We start from the raw sequence: 22,136 nt of genomic DNA, 5'->3' as shown, positions 1-22,136 counted from the left end.
ACTACAGGTTGTGGAACTGCTGTTTCCTGGACTACAGGTTGTGGAACTGCTGTTTCCTGGACTACAGGTTGTGGAACTGCTGTTTCCTGGACTACAGGTTGTGGAACTGCTGTTTCCTGGACTATAGGTTGTGGAACTGCTGTTTCCTGGACTGGTGTATTTATTGACTCTACAGGTTGTAGTTGACTATTGTTTTGTTGTTCTTCTTCCATATATCCTGAATGCAAGGAATTTTAGTTAGTTTGCCCTATTATTATTAGATTGACTCATCTCCTTTATTTGGTATGTTGGGTTTTAGGGAATTTTATCAGAAATTTTACTATATATAAATATTTTCCCTGTTAATATCGAATAGATTAGATAGATTTATGTGTATCAAATTGCACCAAAAAATCATCTAATCAGGACTTACACGGGAGGCACTATATATAGAGTATTGGTGCGTTGTGCGTTGTGCGCTTTTCATGTCGCGCAGCGAAACGCATCCTACCAATAGCGTTCGTGCGTAAGTCCTACTAATATTAAATCTTCTTGCTATGGTTTCCGATAAATAGAAGTATCATCAAAATAATTGGGTCTAAAGCCCAGCCTTGATCGGCGAAATGTTTTGATTCCTTGCTTAAATCCCCGTTAAAAAAAACAACTTCTGTACGTCACCAATCCAAGGCTCACCTATCTGACTTCTGACTTCTGACTTCTGACTTCGTAAACAGAAACCGGATTTGTGGGAGGTAAATATCAGTATAGTCAATATTTCATATAAACTCGGTTTCTCTGCTTTTTTTTTATACCAATACTACCGTATTTAATCAGGACTTACGCAGTCACCCTAGATATAGTGCTTAAAACCCCATGCGCAATCGTTTTTTTAACTCTATATATAGCAGCTTTGCTTAAGTACTGTTAATATAAAATCTCAAAAAATTAGTTAAATTTAAGTTAAAATTAATTCAGGTAGTGAGTCAATCTAAAATTTTTTTCTGCTGTTAAAGATATCTTCAAAACTGGGTAATACCCGGATACCTACAGGATGTTTTTGAACTTTTCTTAACTGATAATATTGCTTTATAGCAATTCCCATACTGGTTTAAATTTACAGCAAACAAGAATTATGATACATAAATCAAAACTAATTGCCACACTTATAGATAAAAATCGTGGTTTACTGACAAGTAAAAACGAGCAAAAAGAAATTTTGGCAGCGATCGCGAGACTAGAAGATGATAATCCTAACCCCCACCCTTTTGCATCAAAAAAGCTATTAAATGGTGATTGGAAATTACTTTATACTACTAGCCAAGAATTATTAGGAATTGACAAATTTCCGTTCTTGAAGCTAGGTGATATTTATCAATGTATCCGAGTTGAAGATACAGCTATCTATAATATTGCTGAGATTTACGGTTTACCATTTTTAGAGGGAATTATTAGTGTTGTTGCTCAGTTTGAAATTGTCTCTGAAAAACGAGTAAGTGTTAAATTTAATCGTTCAATTTTAGGTTTGCAAAGTTTAATTAGGTATCAATTTCCTCACAAATTAATTTCTGAAATAGAATCAGGAAAAAAATTTACTGCGATTGATTTTAATATTCAAAATCGTGAGCAAAAAGGATGGTTAGATATTACTTATCTAGATAAAGATTTACGCATTGGTAGAGGTAACAAAGGAAGTGTATTTGTACTAATAAAAGTTTCAGATAATACTGATTAGAAGAAAACTTGCTATAACCAAACTTTTACAAGTTCTAAGCCATAAGTGATGCAACTAATCCGAATCTTTGCCGTAATAATTAATTTAGGATTTGCTCCTCAATTTTTCTGCTGCATCAACCGAAAAGCTAATACTTTTACTTTTTTTTAGCACTTAAAATTGCTCAAACCTTTATCTCTAAATCCTGATGGTATTTAATCAGCAAGACCTAATTAAAGTTTGCTTATGGAAAGTCTTTTTGGCAAAGTAGAGAGTAGTTAAGACTCAAGAAGAATAGAGAATTATAGAATGAGGTACTTAGAAAAATCAAGGGATAATTTTTTTGCCCAACTATTGCCTGAATACTAACTATTTTACTATTTTAGTTTTCTTAGGCAAAAACCTGGTACTTTATTTTGACTTAAAAATTCTTTTACTTTTATTTGTCAATGCTTCTAGATTGTATTTGATCAGCAAACCCTAATTAAAAGTCTTCTATAAGAGAACTTAAATGCTGCAACACAGGATCTGACTCTGTGATAGATGTTTCAACTTCTGTAATTGATGTTTCATCAGGTAAATCTGTTTCTGTAGTTTTAGTACGAGTTAGTTCTGGTTCCTGAATAGTTTGGTAAATAGGTTTTTCTCTTCTATATTTATCAATAGCTGCTTCAATTTTTGGCAATTCTGCTTTAAAAGATTGTAAAACTTCAACAAACTTCGCATTAAAACTCAACTGCATTTGAGTCAATTGTTGATTCATTTGACTCAAGTGTTTTTTCATTTCATCTAATTCAGCTATCTGATTAGATTCATTTGATTCAGTTATCTGATTAGATTCATTTAATTCACTAGAAGCAATTGTTTTTTCCAACTCAGAAAAATGTTGGTTAAGCTTCTCATAAATTCTGTGTTCTAGACGTTGTAAATTTGACGCAGATTGAGCTATTTCTGTAGATAAAGATACATACAAAAATTGCCACAAAGCTTGCTTACAGAGATTACTAAAAGTTTGGTATTTTTGGGTATTTAACTCTTTTTCAATAGCTGCTAACAACTGTTTGTCTGCTGCCTCTTCGGTAAAAAAGACTTCTTTTTTCTGATTTTTTTCCCACAGCATCAGGTCATATTTTGATTAACTTAGACAGTAAGCATTCAGCCGTCAGCTATTAGCTATCAGAAGAATGCTTTGAGTTTGTGATAAAAGCTTTTTCATTTGAGAATGAAAAATTACTACAAAAGCCAGTTTTCAGGTTTATATTCGTTATAAATATCCTCCTTAAGCTTGAGGTTTTTATTACTGATAGCTGAGGTGCTAATAGCTAAATGCTTAACTTTAGACAAAGCACCATATCAAGTATTTTAGTAAATAATTTTGGAAAAACTTCTGAGCTGCTATAGATAATAATTCAGTTTTTCATCCAATATTCAACTTTACTTTAATACTTAGGGTTTGCTGATTAAATCTAAAAGCCTTTACCGAAATAATTAATAATTAAACAATTAAATAATTCGCGCCTTGAAGCCTCCCCTGGGATAGGGGAAAAAAATAAATCTTTTCCTTAAGCGCCAATCCTCTCACTATTAGGGAGAGGTAATTATCCATTATCCATTATCCATTAATGAAATACTAATGCTTTTAGCATTTTTAGGTATGGAAAAATTACCCGCTTTTAGGTTTCTCAAACACGGTAAGGTTCCCGATAAATTGGTGAAAAATCATGCATTCTAGGATTTTAGGGAGACCAAGGGTAGAAAAATCAAGAAATAATTTTTTCTTCTATGGTCTGTGTCTTCCCACCCTTCCCACACTCTGCTTTTTTTCAGCAAACCCTACTTATAGAGGGACAAAGAAAATTTATTTTCTACTTTGTCCCCATTATTGTTACTTTCAGATACAGAAACAACTACATTAAAAAAATATAGCGCTCTAATCAATTCTAGATTGGGTCTTGACATTGAAATTACCTATATTGTAAGTTCTAAGTCTAAATATCTTGGTTCTCAATGTCCAAAAAAGCAACAACTTACTTAGATGTTGCTAATTGAGCTTCCCCATAGATGTATTGTCCTAAAGCATTTGCTTCTCTGGGAGGTTGAGCCAAATGAGGTTTAAGGCCAGCTTCTTGGAGTAGTTTGACTAAATCTTCCTGGAAAAAATCAGCTCCACCACCAGTGAGAATAACATCACTTACCCTTTCTGGTATCCACTTAATTAAACGGGTACAAAGCTCTTTAGCAAATTCTTTACGCTTATCAGGTATTATACCATCAAGATCCACAGGTTTTGTGGCTCCCCTGGGACGATAAGAACGCTGACCTTCGGGCTTGTGGACAGCTTCTATCAAAGACAAAGACTGAGCATCTGCACCTGGAATCTTATCAGCTAAACTTTCATAAAATTTGTTCATACCAAAAGGTTCACTCTTAGAAGCAGCTCTGGCGAACCGAAAACGATCTACCATCAAAAAGTCAGAGGTTTGATGGCCAATATCAACAATGGCCAGAGATAGTTTAGGTAATTGTGGTTGAAATTCTTTGCCATGATTAGCCTCAGTCCATAACAAGGTACCATATCCTTCTGGCATAACCCAAACTTTGTTAATCCTAATTTCTATAGATTCAGCCCCTCGATAAGACATGAGATGACGAGATTGTAGTTGACTAATAATCTGTGCTTTTTCCTTCTCAAATTGTTCTTGGGAATAGAAAGGTAAACCGACAACAACCGAAAACTCTCCTGTGAGCTGAAAATAGCCTACACAGGCCAAAACTTTAACTAAAGCATCTTCAACTTTAGACTTAGCCAAAGTATCTTCAGTTTTAGGTTTAGGTAAACCTGGATTCTCACCAAATAGATTAGCTCCAAAGTCGGCAGCTAGTTGACCTAAAGCATATCCAACACCTTGATACTCTAACCACATATCTAATAGTGGATCTGTAGGTTTAGATTCAAAATTTCCCGATCTTACTTCTTCTACAGTTAATTTCTTAACATTAGCGGGAATAAAGACTACACTATTTGGGGTACGACTCACACAAGCTTTGGTAGCTGTCCGTCCTAGATCTGCACTAAGAATAACTTTTTTATTAGGATTCCCTTGTTTTTGAGTCAGCATTGCTGCTGCTGCTGGTTGTTTAATTACCATTAGATTCTATATACCTCCTCACTAAAACTTTTAAATCAAAATACTACCGTTATTGAAAGTCCTAAATTTCTATTCATAAGTTTCTATAAATTAGGTAATTAAGACTAACGGTACAGAAAGCATAAGCAACTCAAATCATCTGACAAAATTAATAATTGCATAAAACTAGAGTTACAGTACCTTCACAAATTCCAGTTAACTGGATAATACTTCATAAAAACATAATCACAATCACATAGGATAAGACAGGTCTTTAATTTTGTCAGTCTTATCTCAACTGAATGAACTATAACACCACATTAGTTAGTTGTTTCAAGTTAGAAGATATGCCTGAGGCATTTACTTCTCTACCTCATAGCAAAAAGCATTAAAGTTGTCCTATCGTTTAATATTAAGTTACATTTAATTAAGATTATGAGTGTAGAAAATTACACTTCTCATTTTTCTAATGCAATTTTACTAAAAGAGGCCATTTTTTAATGAAAATTTCTTGGAAAACCATCGTACTTTGGACTCTACCAGTTTTGGTCATTGGTTTTTTTGTTTGGCAAGGGGCATTTGCCCAGACACAAGCAAATATGGGCAGCAATACTGCTAGAAGCCGTATGAGCTATGGTAGATTTTTGGACTACTTACAAGCTGATCGAGTTACAAGTGTAGATTTGTATGATAATGGTCGTACAGCTATTGTCGAAGCAGTTGATCCAGAACTGGATAATCAAGTCGCCAAATTACGGGTAGATTTACCTGCTAATTCCCCAGACCTAATTTCCCGTCTGCGAGAAGCAAATATTAATTTTGATATCCATCCTCCACGGAATGAAGGAGCGGTATGGGGTTTATTAGGAAATTTGATTTTCCCTATTTTATTGATTGTAGGTCTATTTTTTCTATTCCGACGCTCTAATAATGTTCCTGGTGGCCCTGGACAAGCTATGAATTTTGGTAAGTCCAAAGCTCGTTTCTCAATGGAGGCCAAAACAGGGGTTCTGTTTGATGATGTGGCTGGAGTTGATGAGGCCAAAGAAGAGTTACAAGAGGTTGTGACTTTCTTGAAAAAACCAGAAAAGTTTACAGCAGTGGGAGCGAAAATTCCTAAAGGTGTTTTGTTGGTAGGCCCTCCGGGAACTGGTAAAACTTTGTTGGCCAAGGCGATCGCTGGTGAAGCTGGTGTCCCATTCTTTAGTATTTCTGGTTCGGAATTTGTGGAAATGTTTGTGGGTGTGGGGGCTTCCCGGGTACGAGACCTTTTCAAGAAAGCTAAGGAAAATGCTCCTTGTATCATTTTTATTGATGAAATTGATGCGGTGGGTAGACAACGTGGTGCTGGTATTGGTGGTGGTAATGATGAGAGGGAACAAACTCTGAACCAACTACTAACTGAAATGGATGGTTTTGAGGGTAATAGTGGAATTATTATTATTGCTGCGACTAACCGTCCTGATGTTTTAGATTCTGCATTGTTACGTCCTGGTAGATTTGACCGTCAAGTTACTGTTGATGCTCCTGATGTTAAGGGTCGTTTATCAATTTTAAATGTTCACGCTCGCGATAAGAAATTGAGTGAGGAAATATCTCTGGAGGAGATTTCTCGTCGAACTCCTGGTTTTACGGGTGCAGATTTGGCTAATTTATTGAATGAAGCTGCTATTCTCACTGCTCGTCGTCGTAAGGAAGCAATTACAATGTTGGAAATTAATGATGCTGTAGACCGAGTGGTTGCGGGTATGGAAGGTACTCCGCTGATGGATGGTAAGAGTAAGCGATTGATTGCTTATCACGAAGTTGGTCACGCTATTGTTGGTACTTTACTGAAAGAACACGATCCTGTACAAAAAGTGACTTTGGTACCTCGCGGTCAAGCTCGTGGTCTGACTTGGTTTATGCCTAATGAAGAGCAAGGTTTAATTTCTAGGTCGCAAATTTTGGCTCGTATTACTGGTGCATTAGGTGGTCGCGCTGCTGAGAAGGTTATTTTTGGAGATGCTGAGGTGACTACTGGTGCTGGTAATGACTTGCAACAGGTTACAGGTATGGCGCGTCAAATGGTGACTCGTTATGGTATGTCTAATTTGGGTCCGATGTCTCTGGAAACTGGACAAAGTGAGGTATTTTTGGGTCGCGACATGATGACTCGTTCTGAATATTCTGATGAAATAGCTTCTCGTATTGATGCTCAGGTTAGAAGTATTGTGGAACATTGTTATGAAGATGCTTGTCAGATGATGCGAGATAACCGAGCTGTTATCGATCGTTTGGTTGATTTGTTGGTGGAAAAAGAGACTATTGATGGTGATGAGTTCCGGCAGATTGTAGCTGAGTATGCTACTGTTCCTGAGAAAGAACGTTATGTTCCAATTATGTAGATTTCTTTGGTCAACAGGAAGGAGCGATTATAATTTCTTTGAAATAGCTAAGATTAATCAGATTTCTAATTGGTAACTTACAGCGGTTTTCATTTGAGTAAACCACAGTAGGGACGTTGCATAAGGGCGTCCCTACAAGATGCAAGGTTATGGGGATGTGGTTCATTCATTTGAAAAGCGCTGTAAAGGTCGAACTCTTGAGTTGGGTTCGGCCTTTAGTTTTTAGCTTTCATTTGAAATACTTGGATATTCTAAAAATATAAGGGAAGATTATAACCAAATTGACTGTCCTACCAATATTTTTCCTTGATATTCTTCGCACCATTTTTTTGATATCCCCATTTGGTATTTGATAGTTGCTTTGGGAGAAACTCCGAAAACATCAATAATTTCAGCTCCAGTTAGAAGAATAAGTGTGCTTATTTTATAAGTTGGTGGCGGTGCTAAAGCAATAAGATAACGTACCTGATTAACTTTAATTTGTAATTTTTGATTCCAAGTTTCATTAATAATCTCTTCAGAACCAGGATGATGACGACCAAAATCAACAGTAATACTTTTACCAGTATGATGCTTGATTTCCAAAATTTGATGACGAATATCAGGAAATAAACCAGATGAAGGTGGATAATTGTATCCCAAGCATTTAGCTACCTCAAATTCAAACCAATTCCCTTTTGGTCTAACTTCTAAAAGTCTACCACTACTATCCCTTGGTGAGTCTATTTCGATTAGTTCTTCTACCAAAATTGCTATTTCTTCTATTGTGTAGAGAAGAGAACTGTCTAAGGCAGGTTGAATTGCTAATACATTACCATCTTCCAAATCCTTTTGGTAAATCAATTTCTTTTTTCTTAGAGCTGATTGTCAGAGTTTTTCTCTTTCCATATTTTAATACCTTACTTATCGTTTGTTTAAGTATAAAATTTGTTCTATTTGCTGAATTTCATCATCGACTAAATTAAACCACTTATAAATGAGTCGATCATTATTTTCTTCAATAATTTGTTGTTCTTTTTTATTGGTACATTGTAAAATTAGGCGGGTATTTTCTATCAATTGATTGACAGGAGTTAGAGATTTTTCTTGTCGGAAGTTAGGTATGGGATAAGATTTTAAATAAGATGTCCAATAGCGAAACCTTTGAGAATAAAGTGTATTACCACTGGTTACTTTATGAAAAAATTCCAAAACTTTAGAATTTAATAAAGATAATATCAACAAGTAATGTTCAAGTGATTCTTCTTTTAGCAAAATATAAAAACAAGTACCATTAACAAATAATCCTTTGTTATCTATAGCAAAACAATTGTGAGTTGAAATGTCTGGTGTAACAATCTTAAGATTTTGAAAATCGGTGGGTGATTGGTGTACCCAAATCTCGTACCATTGTCGTCCGCTTTTGTTGATATAAGTACGTGCTTCTAGTTGTTTTTGATGAGACAGTAAATATTTTTGGGTATTTGGATATATATTTAAGTCAATTGGTAAGAGTTTATTATTTTGATATTTATAAGGATATAAAACATAGAGATCTCGTTTTTCTTGCCAGTCACAATGCCATTTATAAACATTATGGCTTGACAAAAGTGGAAAAATTACTGTTGACTCTAAATGAAGGTTATTAATAAAATCAAAAGTCATAGGTTTAATAAAAACATTATCAGCCGTTGTTTTAATTCCTACACTAATTTTATGACTAATATCGGCTAAGGTACAAAATGTATTTTGTTTCAATTTTTCAAGAAGTTGCTGTTCTGTAGTAGTATGAAATGTCCATATAGATTGATTAATTTTTGGTAAAGAGGTTTTGAATTGTTTAACCTGAAAGTAGCGTTGTTGCCACTGGATAAATTCGCAACTAGGTTGTTGGTTTAATAACTCGAATAAATTCTCAACTTTGAGATAGTTAGTGAGCAGTTTTCTAATTTGTTTAATAGAGGTGTAAAGAAAATAATCTGAAGCATAAATTTGTTTTTCTATAGTTAATATCATAGGTAAAATTGCAGCTTCAAATAATTTAGTATCTCCAAGGTCGATAATTTCAATAAGATTATAATGTTTTAAAATGTAAGTTCTTAATGCTTTTGCTCCTTGAGTTGTTAACAGTTTATTAGAGATAATATAACTTAATTGACCTTGTGGCTTGAGTAAATAATACCCTAATTCAATGAATAATCCAGCTATATCAAAGCGTCCACGGGCAGTTTGATATTTTTCAACGTAGTAAGTTCGATGTTCTTTTGGTTGTAAGTTTTGAATCCGAATATAAGGAGGATTACCAATTATGCAATCAAATCCACCTTCTGCAAAGACTTGAGGAAAGTTTTCTTGCCAATTAAATATTTTAGGACTTGAGCATAGCAAATTAATTTGATAATCTGTAAAGGAATGGAGTAAAGCATCCCCTTGAAAAATCGGGATATTTACTTCTTTAATTCCTAGTAATTTTGCTTTATTTTTGAGTTGTTTTTTTGCTTCATTTACAGCATTATTATCAATATCAACACCATACAAATTATTTTCTAAAATATGGCGGATATCTTCAGGATTTAGTCTGCCAAACTGCTTTTTCCACAATGAACAAAGTAAATCAAAAGCTTTCAGTAGAAATAGTCCTGAACCACAAGCTGGATCGAGTATTTTGATTTTTTGTAACGGTATAAATTTGTTTTTTTCTAAATAAGAAAAGAGGGTATTACTGACAATATAATCAATCACGTTATCAGGGGTATAATGAACACCTAATAATTTACGTTTTTTGGCTGAATATTTAGTTTGATGGTGTCGGGCTGAAGATTCTATTTTCATAGGTAAAAATTATATTATAGATGTCTGTCTATAATAAACTACGTTGTTAATATATTTTGATTTAATATTTCCATTGATAGTTATTTTAATGACTTTTTAGTTTGAGTTGAAATGACTAACAATCTGGGATTGATTTTTGAACTAGATTGTAGGCAATATATATACAGGTTTTGCTTAAGTTCTGTTAGTATGTCAAAAGCCGAACATTAGTATTATGTTTTGCCCTTGATATTTGATATCAAATTTGGCGAAGTATAGCAGTCGAAGCAAAGGTTATATTATGTTCAGATAAACACTATAGTCATTTTAAATAAGAATGAAACATTTTTTTTAGTTGAAATTATTTGATAGTAATAAATTTTTGTCTCAGTCTAAACTAAAATGACTATAACTACTCTCTTATTTATTCAGCAAGTCCTAATTATCAATTATCCATTATCAATTATCCATTATTGAAATCTATGGAATGTCCTATTAATCTAGATTGTTCTTTACTAAGTGATGAAGTTAAGTGCGAAAACTCCGGTTATTGTCGGGATTTAGCTGAACCGATGCCTTTACCCGGCCAATACATTGAGATTAATCTGGTAAGTCTTGATGGAAGTATCGAAAGATTTTCTTATTTAATGGTTCTTTTTCTGGGGCATCATATATTGCGAGGAGATACGAAGAAAGAGTTAGAAGAATGTGGGTGGTCTCCAGCATCTTCTTCAGAATATTTAGAGAGACATATAGATTATCGAAAATCTACTTTTATTACTAACTCTTTTCAAAAGTACGGCGATTTTGATGCTCTTTATTTTTCTGTTGATGCTCCTATAGATTCTCGGAGAAATTGTCTGGAAGTTATCAAAGATATACCATCATTAGGTTGGTATAAAGCTGTTCCTTTATGGCACAAAAAATTTTACTAAATAAAAGTAAGCATTCAGCTCTTCCTACCGAATGTTAGGCAAACAGCTTGTTTAAAAATTAAGCCAACAAATGAGTTAATAACTAACAGCTCAAAGTTGATAGCTGACGGCTAAATGCTTACAATTAAAATTACTTCTCAATCTTTACAGAAAGAATTTTGTCACCCTGACGAATAGCATTTACAACTTCCATATCTTCAGTTTTTCCAAAAGTTGTATGAACGCCGTCTAAATGACGTTGGGGAGAGTGACAAATAAAGAATTGACTGCCACCTGTATCACGGCCAGCATGAGCCATGGATAAAGTACCAGCTAAATGTTTATTAGCATTAATTTCACATTTAATTTTATAACCAGGACCGCCTGTACCTGTACCTTTTGGGCAACCTCCTTGAATCATAAAATTAGGAATAACACGATGAAAATTTAAGCCATCATAAAATCCTTTTTCACTTAATTCCACAAAATTTTTCACAGTATTGGGAGCATCATTATCAAATAATTCTAAGTTGATGGTTCCCTTTTCTGTTTCCATGATAGCTCGTGTCATTTTTTGATTTTCTCCTAAAGTTAAAGAAGCATTCAGCTTTGAACCTAATAAGTTAGTAAGGTTAGCAGTTAATAACCTTTTTATTTATTAGTTTTAATTCTACTTGGAGACTAATTTTTTATTCCAAGATAATGAGTTAATAACTCATAGCTGAAAGCTGATAGCTGATAGCTAGTTAATTAGTGGCATTATAGGCCATTTGCCAAAAGTCTTTTTCTAGTCTAGCGACATTTAAAAAAGTAGTTTCAGCTTGATTTTGCACTGTTTTTGAGACATCTTCTAATACCTCATTAGCTTGTGCTTCTAGTAGTTTAACATAGTTTGTAAATTCGGGGTTTCCCCAACGGTTAGCAAATTCATTATAAGGGGGTGACATTTTTCCTGGTAATTGCCAACCTTGATTATAAGCTAGTTCAATTTCCCACAATGCAGTTGCTTGTATTGGGTATGGCATTTCAGTTAGTTTATTCATAAAATTACAATATTCTTTACAAGTTGGTTGTTTTTTAGTATTCAAGTCTAATTGTCTTTCTGTTGCTTTATCTTTAAACCAATTTAGTTCATTTTGTAGGGCATTTAATCCACTCAGAATTAGATCAAAATGAGAAGTTGGAGCATAAGTTAAAATTCTGCCTACCATCCGAGTAAATTCTACAACAAATAGATAATCTTGTACCAACCAAGTGTTAAATTGTTCAGGTTTAATAATACCTAATTTACATTCATTTAAAAATGGATGTAGAGTAGCTACTTGCCATTGTTGAGAGTATTTTTTTAATAGTTCTTGACAGCTCATATATATTAGGGAATAGGTATGGAGGGAAAAGTTGGAAAAAAATTTCCTAGTCTAAGATTCACGATCAGTAATTTTCCTAACCAATTCTTTATCCATTCTCCATTTGGCAAAGAAAGGCTTTTCATCTTTGGGGATTAATTATCAATTATCTATTAAGATTCTATTTCTGCTAATTCTAACCATCTTTCTGTAGCAATATCTATTTCTTCTCCCAAACTTTCTACTTTTTCATGGAGTTTTTGAACTTCACTAACTTCTGTTGGAGGCTCATTATAAAGTTTATTTTCTGCTTCAGCTTTTTCTGCTTCTAATTGAGTAATTTTTTTCTCTAAATTATGATATTCTCGCTTCTCTTTTGATGATAATTTTCTTTGCCCAGTCTTATCGCGAGAAACTCTTTCGGATTTTTGTTGTTTAGCCTGACTTTCTTTTTGCTTTTCCTCAACTTCTACAGATTTTTTTGCTGCTGCTTCTACTTCTTTATAATCTAAATAAAGTGAATAATTTCCCGGATATTGTCTTAAATTTCCTACTCCTTCAAAAGCAAAAATTCTATCTACAGTTCTATCTAAAAAATAGCGATCGTGAGAAACAACTATTACACAACCATTAAACTCTTCTAAATACTCTTCCAGAACTGCCAAAGTTTGTACATCTAAATCATTAGTCGGTTCATCTAAAATCAAAACATTAGGAGCGCTCATCAAAACTTTTAATAAAAATAATCGTCTTTTTTCCCCACCAGAAAGTTTATAAACAGGAGCATATTGTTGAGTACCAGGAAATAGAAATCTTTCCAACATTTGAGAAGCACTAATTTGAGTACCATCTGCAGTTTGCACAAATTCTGCCACGTCTTTTATATAATCAATTACTCGTTGATTTTCTGTGGCAGCATCAAGCAAATTTTCTGAATGTTGGTCAAAATAACCGATGTGTATTGTGGAGCCAATTTCTACTTTGCCAAAATCAGGTTCAACCTTCCCTGTAATAATATTCATTAAAGTTGATTTTCCCACCCCATTACCACCAATAATTCCCACTCTATCTTCGGGGGTAAATTCATAAGTAAAATCTTTAATCAAAGTTCTACTACCGTAGAATTTAGAAACATTTTCTAACTCAATAACTTTTTTACCAATCCGACGACCGGCAGTAGAAATATCTACCTTTCCTAATGCTTCTTTAAATTCTCTCCCTTGCATTTCTTCTATGCGTTGAATCCTAGCTTTTTGTTTAGTGCTACGAGCCTTCGGACCCCGTTTTAACCATTCTAATTCTCGGCGTAATAAACCTTGATGTTTCTTCTGAGAACTAACAATTGATTCTTCTGCTAAAGCTTTCTTTTCTAAATAGTAAGAATAATTGCCAGAATAAATAAAAATATCCCCTCTATCTATTTCCATAATTTTGTTAGTAACTCGATCCAGAAAATAACGGTCGTGAGTAATTAATAAAATTGCTCCCGAAAAAGTATTTAAGTAACTTTGTAACCATTCTACAGACGCAGCATCTAAATGGTTTGTTGGCTCATCCATTAACAAAACATCTGGTTCCGCAAGTAAAGCAGTTGCTAAAGCAATTCGTTTACGATAACCTCCGGATAAGTTACTAACTTTAGCCTCAAAATCTTGGATTCCTAATTTACTCAGGATAACTTTTGCCTTAGTTTCTAATTCCCAAGCATTAGTAGAATCCATTTTTTGAGTTACTTCTGAAAAACGCGACATTAACTGATTATCTTCAGGATGATGAGCTAATTTTTCTGATAGTTTTTCGTACTCTTTTACCAATGCCATTTGTTCGCCACTATCGACAAAAACTTGTTCTAATACGGTGTTATTTTCATCTAAATTTGGTTGTTGAGGTAAATAAATAATCCTCACATTTTGATTGACTAAAATTTGACCACTATCTGTAGGTTCTAGACCAGCAATCATTTTTAATAGGGTTGATTTTCCCGAACCATTTGTACCAATTAAACCAACTTTGTCGTTAGGGTCTAAACTGAAACTGGCATCTTTTAATATTTCTTTGATGCCAAAATCTTTTTTGACTGATTGAAGTGTGAATATACTCATTTATTTTATTTTAGGGAGTAAGGAGTAGGGAGTAGGGGATCAGAAAAACAACTGTACCTCAGTAACTTGAGAAATACTATTACTAATTAAAGTATGGTTTAGATTATACATCAATTTTAGCTTCAAGCCAAATTCTTCAAAAAGTTTTTTATATTTGAGATTAAGGATGATTTTTAATATTAGCTAATATCTGAAGATTTACATGAAAAGTCAATTAAATATTGACTGAAATATAGTTATTATTTGAGGGTTTGGAGGGGGGTTGGGAGACCAAACTTCTACTGGTTTAATTTTGATTTATGGGGTGGGTTGGGAGACCAAACCTCTACTGGTTTAATTTTGATTATGACCAGATATGAAAAATTAGTTTAAAAATATAACTTATGTATTGCTAGTTTCTTGATTTGGTAATAAATAAATTATCCCGGAAATTATTGTTAAAGCAACAGAAATCCAAAACATAATTATTGTGGGAATTTGCCAAATTTCCGGTAAAGGAGCAATTAATAAAGCAATAGCAATAACTTGACTTCCAGTCTTTAATTTCCCCCAAATATTAGCTCCATAAATTTTGGTTTGATTAACGCGCCAACCAGCTATAGTTAGCTCCCTGCCTAAAATTAAAAATACTCCCCAAGCTGGAACTTTGCCTAATTCAATTAATGCTAATAAGGGCGTTAAAACTAATAATTTATCGACTAAAGGATCTAAAAATTTACCTAGGTCTGTAATTTGGTTAAGTTGTCGTGCTAAATAACCGTCTAAAAAATCTGTAGCTGCAGCAATTAAAAAGATAATTAAACATATCCAAAGATTTTGGTTAGTTGGAGTCTTGAGAAGGTAAAAAATAATAGGTATTCCGAGTAGGCGAGAAAAGGTTATTGAATTAGGTATGTTCATCGTTAGAAGGAAGAAGGAAGAAGAAAGAAGGAAAAAAGAGTAAATATTATTATATCAGGACTTACCCACACTGAACCCAGAAACCTGGTTTTCGTATACATCTATTGTGAGAATATAAAATTTATTCTAAAAACCGATTTTCTTTGCGTAAATCATAATATGTTAGTATATTCAGGTTGTAGTCTAGATTTTAATTTACTGACTGCTATAATTATTGAGATAATTTTATTAGCTTAAATTTTAATTATGTCTGTATCAAAAGAAGAAGTCAAGCAATTATTAGAACGTTTAATTTTTGATAAGGAACGTCCTCAAGATTGGGTGCAAGATGTTTGAGGAATGAGTCCAACTTTGGGAGAAACTGCTGCTAAGTTGCTAGATGTTTTTGATGTGTTAATTGCATCTTGTCCGGAGGCAGAATTAAATGATGTACTGCAAACTTTTTATGCAGAATTATTAGAGGAAGATGAGGATATTTCCTAATAGTAATAAAATAGTAATTGCTTTTGATATTAGTTAAGAATACTTGTAATTTCCTGACTTTTCAGCTATCAGTTATCAGTATCTCAATGGAATAACAGTAGTGGGCTATGTTAAAATAATATATTATGTCAATTACAATCAACCTAACACCAGAATTAGAAGCAGGATTCTAGAAAAAAGGAAGTCAACAGGAAAAAGACATTTCCGTAGTTGCCAGTGAATGACTTGCCAGAGTTTTAGACTGGGAAACTGCCGATACTGAAGCAGCTATTAAAGCTATTCAGCAAGGATTAGATGATGGATGAAAATGGTCGATTTAGTTCTTTTGATGAATTTGCTGAAGCGCAACGTCGTAAATATAATTTATGCCTTTAAGCATTCAGCATTTAGCATTCAGCTTAACCCAAAACGGTTGTAAAGGATTTTAATTTTGTCTGCTCAGTTTTGCTGATAACTGAAAAGGAGCGATCGCTGATTTTTCCATAGTTGATGTTTTTTTCATCTATTGTACAATAGTTACATTAGGGTAGAGTGATTAATGATTAAAGTATTAATATATAAAGGTTTTAGAATTTTTAAGGTGTCAAAAAGTGCCCTGGTTTCACCGAGATTGATATTTTATTCATCTATTGGACAATAGTTAAAGTTGGCTGATTAATCATTTCAGTTTTGCTGATAACTGAAAAGGAGCGATCGCTGATTTTTCCAAAATTGATGTTTTCTTTATCTATTGGACAATAGTTAGGCTGTAGGGGCGAATGGCATTTCGCTGCGTGACATGAAACTCCCTTAGCAAATGCAGCGGTACTACCTAAGTCCTATTAATCTGAAAAGCTCTCCAAAGTAAGGATACCAGCTTTTCTATCTACTACCAAACGCCGATTTTCCAGCCAAGACAAACCGATTAAAATATCTAGTATTCCATCACCAACAACAACAGGAACTTTGATTTCTTGATCATCAAAACAAACTGCACCTTGGTACAAATTAAAAGTTGCTACTCTGAATGCTGTCTGCTTTTCTTCTTGTTCTTGAAAATACCATCCTAGACTTTCTACATCTTGAGTATCTACTGCCAACCAGTCAGTAAAACCAGTATCTAACAGAGCATCAACTATTATTTATTCTCGAACCGTCGGCAGCTATTAGCTCTATTTCAAAAAATAACTCTCCTTTGTCACCAAAGTATTCTTGAATCATATTTTTCCAACTGCTCCTGTTTCATTGACGCACATTGCCATCAATAATGCACCAGGGTATTTTTATTGAGCTTTTTGGCGGGCAATATCCTGATCGCTAAATATTGGCGTACCTCTGGGTACTTTTCTGCGTGTTGTTTAGGTCATATTTCCAACTTTTTATATAAATCAGATGATAATATTATAGCAAACCTCATTGAATTACGGCACTTTTGAGGATTAATCTCTATCCAGTGTAACACAGCCTTCGTTTGCTGTAACAACCTGGAAGGTTGTGTTACCAAATCCTGGTAGCCTAAACCTTCTAGGGAGCTTGTATGTAAAGTATAAGGGCGAATAACATTTCCTGACGGAATGCTCCGCAAACGCCCCTAATCACGAGCAAAATACACGGTTCCCGAAAAATCACACTAACTTTCTTTTGCTTTCGCTTCCAAATTTTCCAAACGACTCCTCAATTCCTGATTTTCCTTTTTCATCTTATCTACTTCATTACGCAATTGTTTCAACGCTTTATCTGAACCAATATTTTTCTGCACTCTTTGTACTGCTTCTTCGGCTCGACGACGCACTCTGGCATCAGGACTCTGTTCAGCTATACTCTGCAATATTCCAATGGCTCCAGCAGTTTCCATTTGCGATAAAGCAGCAACTACAGACATCTGAGTTAAGAAAAATGTTTCCCGTGATAATTCTGTCAGTCGCTGCAAAATTCGTTCTAAATTAATCGGAGACTGAGCAGTGGAAATAGTTCCCAAAACACGAATAGAAGTCAAACGTAATGATTGCGGTACACCCAAAGCAGTGTATTTCAAAATCAAATTCAGAGCAGTTTCGGAAGTCTTGATTTTACTCAAACCTGATATGGCACTACAGCGCACCACCTCATTCCAACCTTCTTTCTCTTTTAATACCCACTTCAATAACTTAATTGCTTTTTCTTCAGTGAGTTTGTCATCAGAGTTAGCATTGGCACTACCAATATTTCCAATTGCAGAAACCGCAGCAGCTTCTACATAATAACTGTCATCCCCATCTTTGACTATAGATTTCAATAATTTATAACTTTTGGGGTTTTTGATTTCCGTTAGTGCTTCCACTACCGCACGACGCACGCGAGCATCTTTGTCTTTTAAACCTAGAGCTAAATTCTCAAAAACTTGGTCTAATTTAATTTTCCCTAGTTGCTTTGCTATCTCAAGACGTACACCCCAGAAAGGTTCATTTATTAATGCTTTTGCCAGCACTTTCATAGTTTCTAAACCCCCTTTTTTCCCTAGTGCTTCAGCAGCATAAATACGAGATATGGGATCTGGATCGTATTGTAATTGTGCTTTTAGTTCTGCTAATGGGTATTCTAATTTAACTGTTTTTAGATAATTATTACCCACATCAAAACTAATGAATTTTGGTTTTTCTGAGAGGGGGAAATAGAAAGTTTGTTCCTGTTCGTGTACCCCCACAGTAAAGTTAATTAATTCTGGTTCTTCGTCTTTAATATAACCAAAAGCTATGGGAATTTTTAGGTCAAATAATTGTTTACTTAGATTACTATTTTTGTCATTTTTAACTATGATTTGAGCGACAGTAATTTTGGCTAATTTATTTTCACCATCCCAAGCATAATTTACTTTATAATCTGGATGACCACCCCGAAAAACATATTGATCGAATAAGAATGATAAATTCCTTCCTGTTGCCTGTTCAATTGCTCTTAATAAATCAATAGTTTCTACAGTTTTATGAGCATTACTTTGCACAAAATTATGAATTGCTTTAGTAAATAATTCTGCTCCTAATTCTGTTTTAATCATGTGATAAACACAAGCACCTTTTTCATAAAGATGGCGGTCATAAAGTTCGATTGGTTCTCGATAAACATTAGTCACCATGGGGCGACGATAGCGACCTTTATCCTCAGCAATATAATTTCGAGCTTCTTTCAAAATATAATAAGCAGCATCATCTTTACCATATTCTTTTGCTGTCCATAATACTTCTGAATAGGAAGCCATTCCTTCTTTTATCCAAGCATGAGACCAATGTTTAATTACGACTAAATCTCCAAACCATTGATGGGCGAGTTCGTGAGCAACTAAACTTTCGGAACTACGGTTATCTAAAGCCGCTTTTTCATTTAATAAACATCTGTCTGTTAATAAAGTTGTGGAGGTATTTTCCATACCGCCAAAAATAAAATCACTAACGCAAACTTGAGCATATTTAGGAAAAGGATATTTATAGCCAAATTCTTGACTAAAAAATTCTATCATTTGCGGAGTTTTGCCCATAGTGCGTTGAGCATCTTCTTGACGTTTTTTCTCTACATAATAGGTTACAGGTATACCATTCCATTCATCTTGAATTTCGGCAAACTTACCTACTGCTAAAGTCATTAAATATGTAGGATGAACTTGTTTTTGCATCCAGTGATAAATTTTATCATTTCCACTTTCTTCAGTTTGGATAAGTTCACCATTGGAAATGGCAAGAAATTTATTGGGTACTTTAACGCGAATTTCTGAAGTTGATAATTGACCAGGATAGTCGAAACAGGGAAACCAAAAACGAGAATCTTCGTCTTCACCTTGAGTCCAAACTTGGGTGGGTTTGTCTGGGTAATTTTTGTCGGGAGCTATAAAATATATACCTCGTTGGGGGTTATTTACACCGTAAGCGATCGCCACCTTAATTTGTTCGCCGATTGTAGTAACTGGCTGTAGATAAATTTCTAATTCTTTGCCATCATAGTCAAAAGCTTGTTCTGTGTCGTTGATTTTAACAGAATTAATTTCTAGGTCAACTGCATCAAGAGTTAATTTATCAATATTACTTCTGACAGGATTTAAGCTGATGGTACAAGTTCCTTGAAAACTTTTGTTAGGTATGTCAAGTTCTAGGTCAAGGAAAATATGTTCTACTTGACCTGGACGGTCGGGGTTATAATGTGGCCTTGCACCTGGTAACTCGAAGGATTTGGAATTGTTTTCAGAATCAAAGTAAATATTGGACATTCGGTATGACTATTAATATTTTTTGGACAAAGCAACAGTTTTTTTGATGTTAATCCTGACAGCTATAGCTATAGCTATATTTTAGATTATTGTAGAATCTATATACAATCATCATATAGCTTAATCCGGGATTGGAGTGTGGGAGGTGTGCGAGATGGGGAGATGGGGAGCTATTTTTCTACCTTTTTCCCCTCTACGGTCGGGGTTAGGGGTGGGTTGACTCCGATCTTACAAAAATCCACATTTTTATAAAGATATGGTTAGAGCTTCTATAGTATTTCACTCAGACAAAATTTGCTTTAATTTACAGCCATCACATTTATTAAAAATAAAAAAGTAGACCATATAGATAGTTGTGAAAAAAATCCGTATAAAATAATACTATAAATTAAGAAGAATTACTAAGAGGCATCTTAATATTAGGGGTTGAAAAAGTCTTTTAGTAAGGGAGAGGAGTCAGGAGTCAGGAGTCAGGAGTCAGGATAAATGGGATTTATGGAGTAGGTAGTCAGAAGAATAGTCTCTTAATTTTTCTGCCTCGCGTTACCCCAAAATGCTCACTTTTTCAGCTCTATCAACCTAAAAAGCTGGTACTTTTTCAAGACATAAAATGGCTAAAACTTTGATCTGTCAATCCTTTTATATTTAATCAGCAAACCCTAATTATAAGGAAGGTAGAAGAGAAGGAAAAGAAAGGTTTAAAGGGAAAAGGTTTTTTGGTCGCGGAGCGCGGAACGGAGTTCTATCAATGATTATCCTGAGATGATATTACAGTTATTTTTCTTCTTTTCTGTTACCTATTGCCTATTGCCTATTGCCTATTGCCTATTGCCTACCTATGACTTATTGCCTATTACCTATTCCCTACTCCCTATAAATATATGAATAAATTTGAAACCTCCGACTTGTTATTACCTTTACCAGTAATGCCTTCAGTAGAAAATACATTTGCTCATTATACGATAACTTCCAGACTACCAGGTGTCATCGAACAAATTTTCCAAGACAATGATTTTCCTCCAGTTATTGTGCAAGAATTAGAATCTTTAGCAGAAGAAATATTTGCTGGATGGGTGCGCCCCTTGATAGACGACCAAGCGCCAGATCTAGTTGCTTGGAATTCGTCCTATATAAAACCTTTTGAGGGTAAAAGTTGGTTTGATGTACCCTTTTATTTTGCTGAAACTTATTTCTTCCGACGTTTATTAGAAGCAACGAATTATTTTGTACCTGGAATTTGGCAAGGGGTAGATCCATTTGGTTATCAAAAACGCTCAAGTCTAGAAAAATCAATGAATGCTATCCGAGGAATTAGTGTGCGCGCTAGCATTAGGGAGCAAGATAGTCTGACTGTGACACAACAATATTACTTCCATGCTTTATCAAAACCAGAAAATTATCAAACTTGTATAACTACTTTGCTGCAAACTGCTTTATGGGGTAATCAAGTCGATCTCAGTTTATGGTCAGCTAGAGGAGGAGATGATACTAATAGAGATCTGCACCAACAACAAACTCATATATTAATAGATCATACCTACGATCTGCTCAACTACTTAAACAATATCCATGGAAAACGTATCGATCTAATTATAGATAACGCTAGTTTTGAGTTAGTTTGTGATTTTTTTCTGATAGACTTCCTTTTATCTACTCAGACTGTCGATACTGTTTACCTACATTTGAAAGCACACCCAACTTTTGTGTCTGATGCTATGAGTCAGGATGTCTTTTACACTCTAGAAAGATTAGCTAATGATGTTTCAGAAAATGTCGGAATGTTGGCAACTCGCTTACAAGAATATATTGCTTCTGGTCGTTTAATTTGCCGAGAAGACTTTTTTTGGAATGCTCCTCTAGCTTTTTGGGAAATGCCACAGTCTCTAAGGGAAGAGTTAGCTAAAGCTAGTTTGGTTTTGATTAAAGGAGATGCTAACTATCGCCGTATTTTGGGCGATCGCCACTGGTTATTTACTACTTCTTTGTCAGATATTGCTAATTATTTTCCCACACCATTTGTGGCTTTGCGTACCCTGAAGTCAGAAGTAGCAACTGGGTTAGAACCAGACCAAATTGAAATATTAGATGAACAAGATCCTTCATGGTTGACTAATGGTCAGTGGAGTGTAATTCAGTTTGTCATACCAAAGGAAGGCACAAGAACGTAGGGGCGGGTTTGAGCA

At 34.4% G+C, this 22,136-nt stretch carries 16 protein-coding genes; 5 read left to right on the top strand and 11 right to left on the bottom strand.

The window, feature by feature from the left end:
- Positions 1-212 (bottom strand): hypothetical protein (locus tag VKJ25_RS12420; protein WP_375340329.1); only part of this gene is annotated, 212 nt, incomplete at its 3' end.
- A gap of 899 nt (positions 213-1,111) precedes the next feature.
- Here VKJ25_RS12420 and VKJ25_RS12415 point away from each other — a divergent pair.
- Positions 1,112-1,711 (top strand): PAP/fibrillin family protein, encoded by a 600-nt coding sequence (locus tag VKJ25_RS12415; protein ID WP_324236944.1) that lies wholly within the window; start codon positions 1,112-1,114, stop codon positions 1,709-1,711.
- 463 nt (positions 1,712-2,174) lie between these two features.
- On the opposite strand, the gene fcmC is transcribed toward VKJ25_RS12415, so the two are convergent.
- On the bottom strand, positions 2,175-2,810 hold the full coding sequence (fcmC, locus tag VKJ25_RS12410; RefSeq protein WP_324236943.1) for a filament morphology membrane protein FcmC: 636 nt from the start codon (positions 2,808-2,810) through the stop codon (positions 2,175-2,177).
- A gap of 907 nt (positions 2,811-3,717) precedes the next feature.
- Entirely contained in the window at positions 3,718-4,839 is a 1,122-nt protein-coding gene (fcmB, locus tag VKJ25_RS12405; RefSeq protein WP_324236942.1) for a filament morphology actin-like protein FcmB, read from the bottom strand.
- A gap of 479 nt (positions 4,840-5,318) precedes the next feature.
- Here fcmB and ftsH2 point away from each other — a divergent pair, with 479 nt between their 5' ends.
- Positions 5,319-7,205, top strand: coding sequence for an ATP-dependent zinc metalloprotease FtsH2 (gene ftsH2, locus VKJ25_RS12400; protein WP_324236941.1), 1,887 nt, complete (start codon positions 5,319-5,321; stop codon positions 7,203-7,205).
- Positions 7,206-7,475: 270 nt separating this feature from the next.
- On the opposite strand, the gene VKJ25_RS12395 is transcribed toward ftsH2, so the two are convergent.
- Together VKJ25_RS12395 and VKJ25_RS12390 are read right to left on the bottom strand one after the other, a co-directional pair.
- Entirely contained in the window at positions 7,476-8,048 is a 573-nt protein-coding gene (locus VKJ25_RS12395; protein ID WP_324236940.1) for a hypothetical protein, read from the bottom strand.
- A gap of 60 nt (positions 8,049-8,108) precedes the next feature.
- Complete coding sequence (locus tag VKJ25_RS12390) at positions 8,109-10,016, bottom strand: Eco57I restriction-modification methylase domain-containing protein (protein ID WP_324236939.1); 1,908 nt, start codon at positions 10,014-10,016, stop codon at positions 8,109-8,111.
- A gap of 461 nt (positions 10,017-10,477) precedes the next feature.
- On the opposite strand from VKJ25_RS12390, the gene VKJ25_RS12385 reads away from it, so the two are divergent.
- A complete protein-coding gene (locus VKJ25_RS12385; protein WP_324236938.1) occupies positions 10,478-10,930 on the top strand; it encodes a hypothetical protein in 453 nt (150 codons plus the stop codon).
- A gap of 130 nt (positions 10,931-11,060) precedes the next feature.
- Here the strand turns inward: VKJ25_RS12385 and VKJ25_RS12380 are convergent, their stop codons facing one another.
- The 4 genes from VKJ25_RS12380 to pgsA form a co-directional block, all read right to left on the bottom strand.
- Entirely contained in the window at positions 11,061-11,480 is a 420-nt protein-coding gene (locus VKJ25_RS12380; RefSeq protein WP_324236937.1) for a peptidylprolyl isomerase, read from the bottom strand.
- Between the two features lie 175 nt (positions 11,481-11,655).
- The gene (locus VKJ25_RS12375; RefSeq protein ID WP_324236936.1) at positions 11,656-12,276 is read right to left on the bottom strand and encodes a TenA family protein; all 621 of its coding nucleotides are present in this window, start codon (positions 12,274-12,276) and stop codon (positions 11,656-11,658) included.
- A 152-nt stretch (positions 12,277-12,428) separates the two neighbouring features.
- On the bottom strand, positions 12,429-14,357 hold the full coding sequence (locus tag VKJ25_RS12370; RefSeq protein ID WP_324236935.1) for an ABC-F family ATP-binding cassette domain-containing protein: 1,929 nt from the start codon (positions 14,355-14,357) through the stop codon (positions 12,429-12,431).
- 381 nt (positions 14,358-14,738) lie between these two features.
- Positions 14,739-15,257, bottom strand: a complete 519-nt coding sequence (gene pgsA / locus VKJ25_RS12365; RefSeq protein ID WP_324236934.1) for a CDP-diacylglycerol--glycerol-3-phosphate 3-phosphatidyltransferase — start codon at positions 15,255-15,257, stop codon at positions 14,739-14,741.
- A gap of 339 nt (positions 15,258-15,596) precedes the next feature.
- On the opposite strand from pgsA, the gene VKJ25_RS12360 reads away from it, so the two are divergent.
- Positions 15,597-15,740: a hypothetical protein gene (locus tag VKJ25_RS12360; protein WP_324236933.1), complete on the top strand. Its 144-nt coding sequence runs from the start codon at positions 15,597-15,599 to the stop codon at positions 15,738-15,740.
- Positions 15,741-16,561: 821 nt separating this feature from the next.
- Here VKJ25_RS12360 and VKJ25_RS12355 read toward each other — a convergent pair.
- Both VKJ25_RS12355 and VKJ25_RS12350 read right to left on the bottom strand, forming a co-directional pair.
- On the bottom strand, positions 16,562-16,819 hold the full coding sequence (locus tag VKJ25_RS12355; protein ID WP_324236932.1) for a hypothetical protein: 258 nt from the start codon (positions 16,817-16,819) through the stop codon (positions 16,562-16,564).
- 530 nt (positions 16,820-17,349) lie between these two features.
- On the bottom strand, positions 17,350-19,953 hold the full coding sequence (locus VKJ25_RS12350) for a M1 family metallopeptidase (protein WP_324236931.1): 2,604 nt from the start codon (positions 19,951-19,953) through the stop codon (positions 17,350-17,352).
- Positions 19,954-20,834: 881 nt separating this feature from the next.
- Here VKJ25_RS12350 and VKJ25_RS12345 point away from each other — a divergent pair.
- Positions 20,835-22,121: a damage-control phosphatase ARMT1 family protein gene (locus VKJ25_RS12345; RefSeq protein ID WP_324236930.1), complete on the top strand. Its 1,287-nt coding sequence runs from the start codon at positions 20,835-20,837 to the stop codon at positions 22,119-22,121.
- The last annotated feature ends 15 nt before the right edge of the window (positions 22,122-22,136 follow it).

Origin of the sequence: Okeania sp. (assembly GCF_035285525.1) — a bacterium.
Lineage (GTDB): Bacteria > Cyanobacteriota > Cyanobacteriia > Cyanobacteriales > Microcoleaceae > Trichodesmium.
This window is presented reverse-complemented; position numbering and strand designations above follow the sequence as displayed.

What these genes read in the sequence shown, in the direction of transcription:
- VKJ25_RS12415 (WP_324236944.1), top strand. Translation starts at nt 1,112, where the DNA reads ATGATACATAAATCAAAACTAATTGCCACACTTATAGATAAAAATCGT.
- fcmC (WP_324236943.1), bottom strand. Translation starts at nt 2,810, where the DNA reads ATGCTGTGGGAAAAAAATCAGAAAAAAGAAGTCTTTTTTACCGAAGAG.
- fcmB (WP_324236942.1), bottom strand. Translation starts at nt 4,839, where the DNA reads ATGGTAATTAAACAACCAGCAGCAGCAGCAATGCTGACTCAAAAACAA.
- ftsH2 (WP_324236941.1), top strand. Translation starts at nt 5,319, where the DNA reads ATGAAAATTTCTTGGAAAACCATCGTACTTTGGACTCTACCAGTTTTG.
- VKJ25_RS12390 (WP_324236939.1), bottom strand. Translation starts at nt 10,016, where the DNA reads ATGAAAATAGAATCTTCAGCCCGACACCATCAAACTAAATATTCAGCC.
- VKJ25_RS12385 (WP_324236938.1), top strand. Translation starts at nt 10,478, where the DNA reads ATGGAATGTCCTATTAATCTAGATTGTTCTTTACTAAGTGATGAAGTT.
- VKJ25_RS12380 (WP_324236937.1), bottom strand. Translation starts at nt 11,480, where the DNA reads ATGACACGAGCTATCATGGAAACAGAAAAGGGAACCATCAACTTAGAA.
- VKJ25_RS12375 (WP_324236936.1), bottom strand. Translation starts at nt 12,276, where the DNA reads ATGAGCTGTCAAGAACTATTAAAAAAATACTCTCAACAATGGCAAGTA.
- VKJ25_RS12370 (WP_324236935.1), bottom strand. Translation starts at nt 14,357, where the DNA reads ATGAGTATATTCACACTTCAATCAGTCAAAAAAGATTTTGGCATCAAA.
- pgsA (WP_324236934.1), bottom strand. Translation starts at nt 15,257, where the DNA reads ATGAACATACCTAATTCAATAACCTTTTCTCGCCTACTCGGAATACCT.
- VKJ25_RS12360 (WP_324236933.1), top strand. Translation starts at nt 15,597, where the DNA reads ATGAGTCCAACTTTGGGAGAAACTGCTGCTAAGTTGCTAGATGTTTTT.
- VKJ25_RS12350 (WP_324236931.1), bottom strand. Translation starts at nt 19,953, where the DNA reads ATGTCCAATATTTACTTTGATTCTGAAAACAATTCCAAATCCTTCGAG.
- VKJ25_RS12345 (WP_324236930.1), top strand. Translation starts at nt 20,835, where the DNA reads ATGAATAAATTTGAAACCTCCGACTTGTTATTACCTTTACCAGTAATG.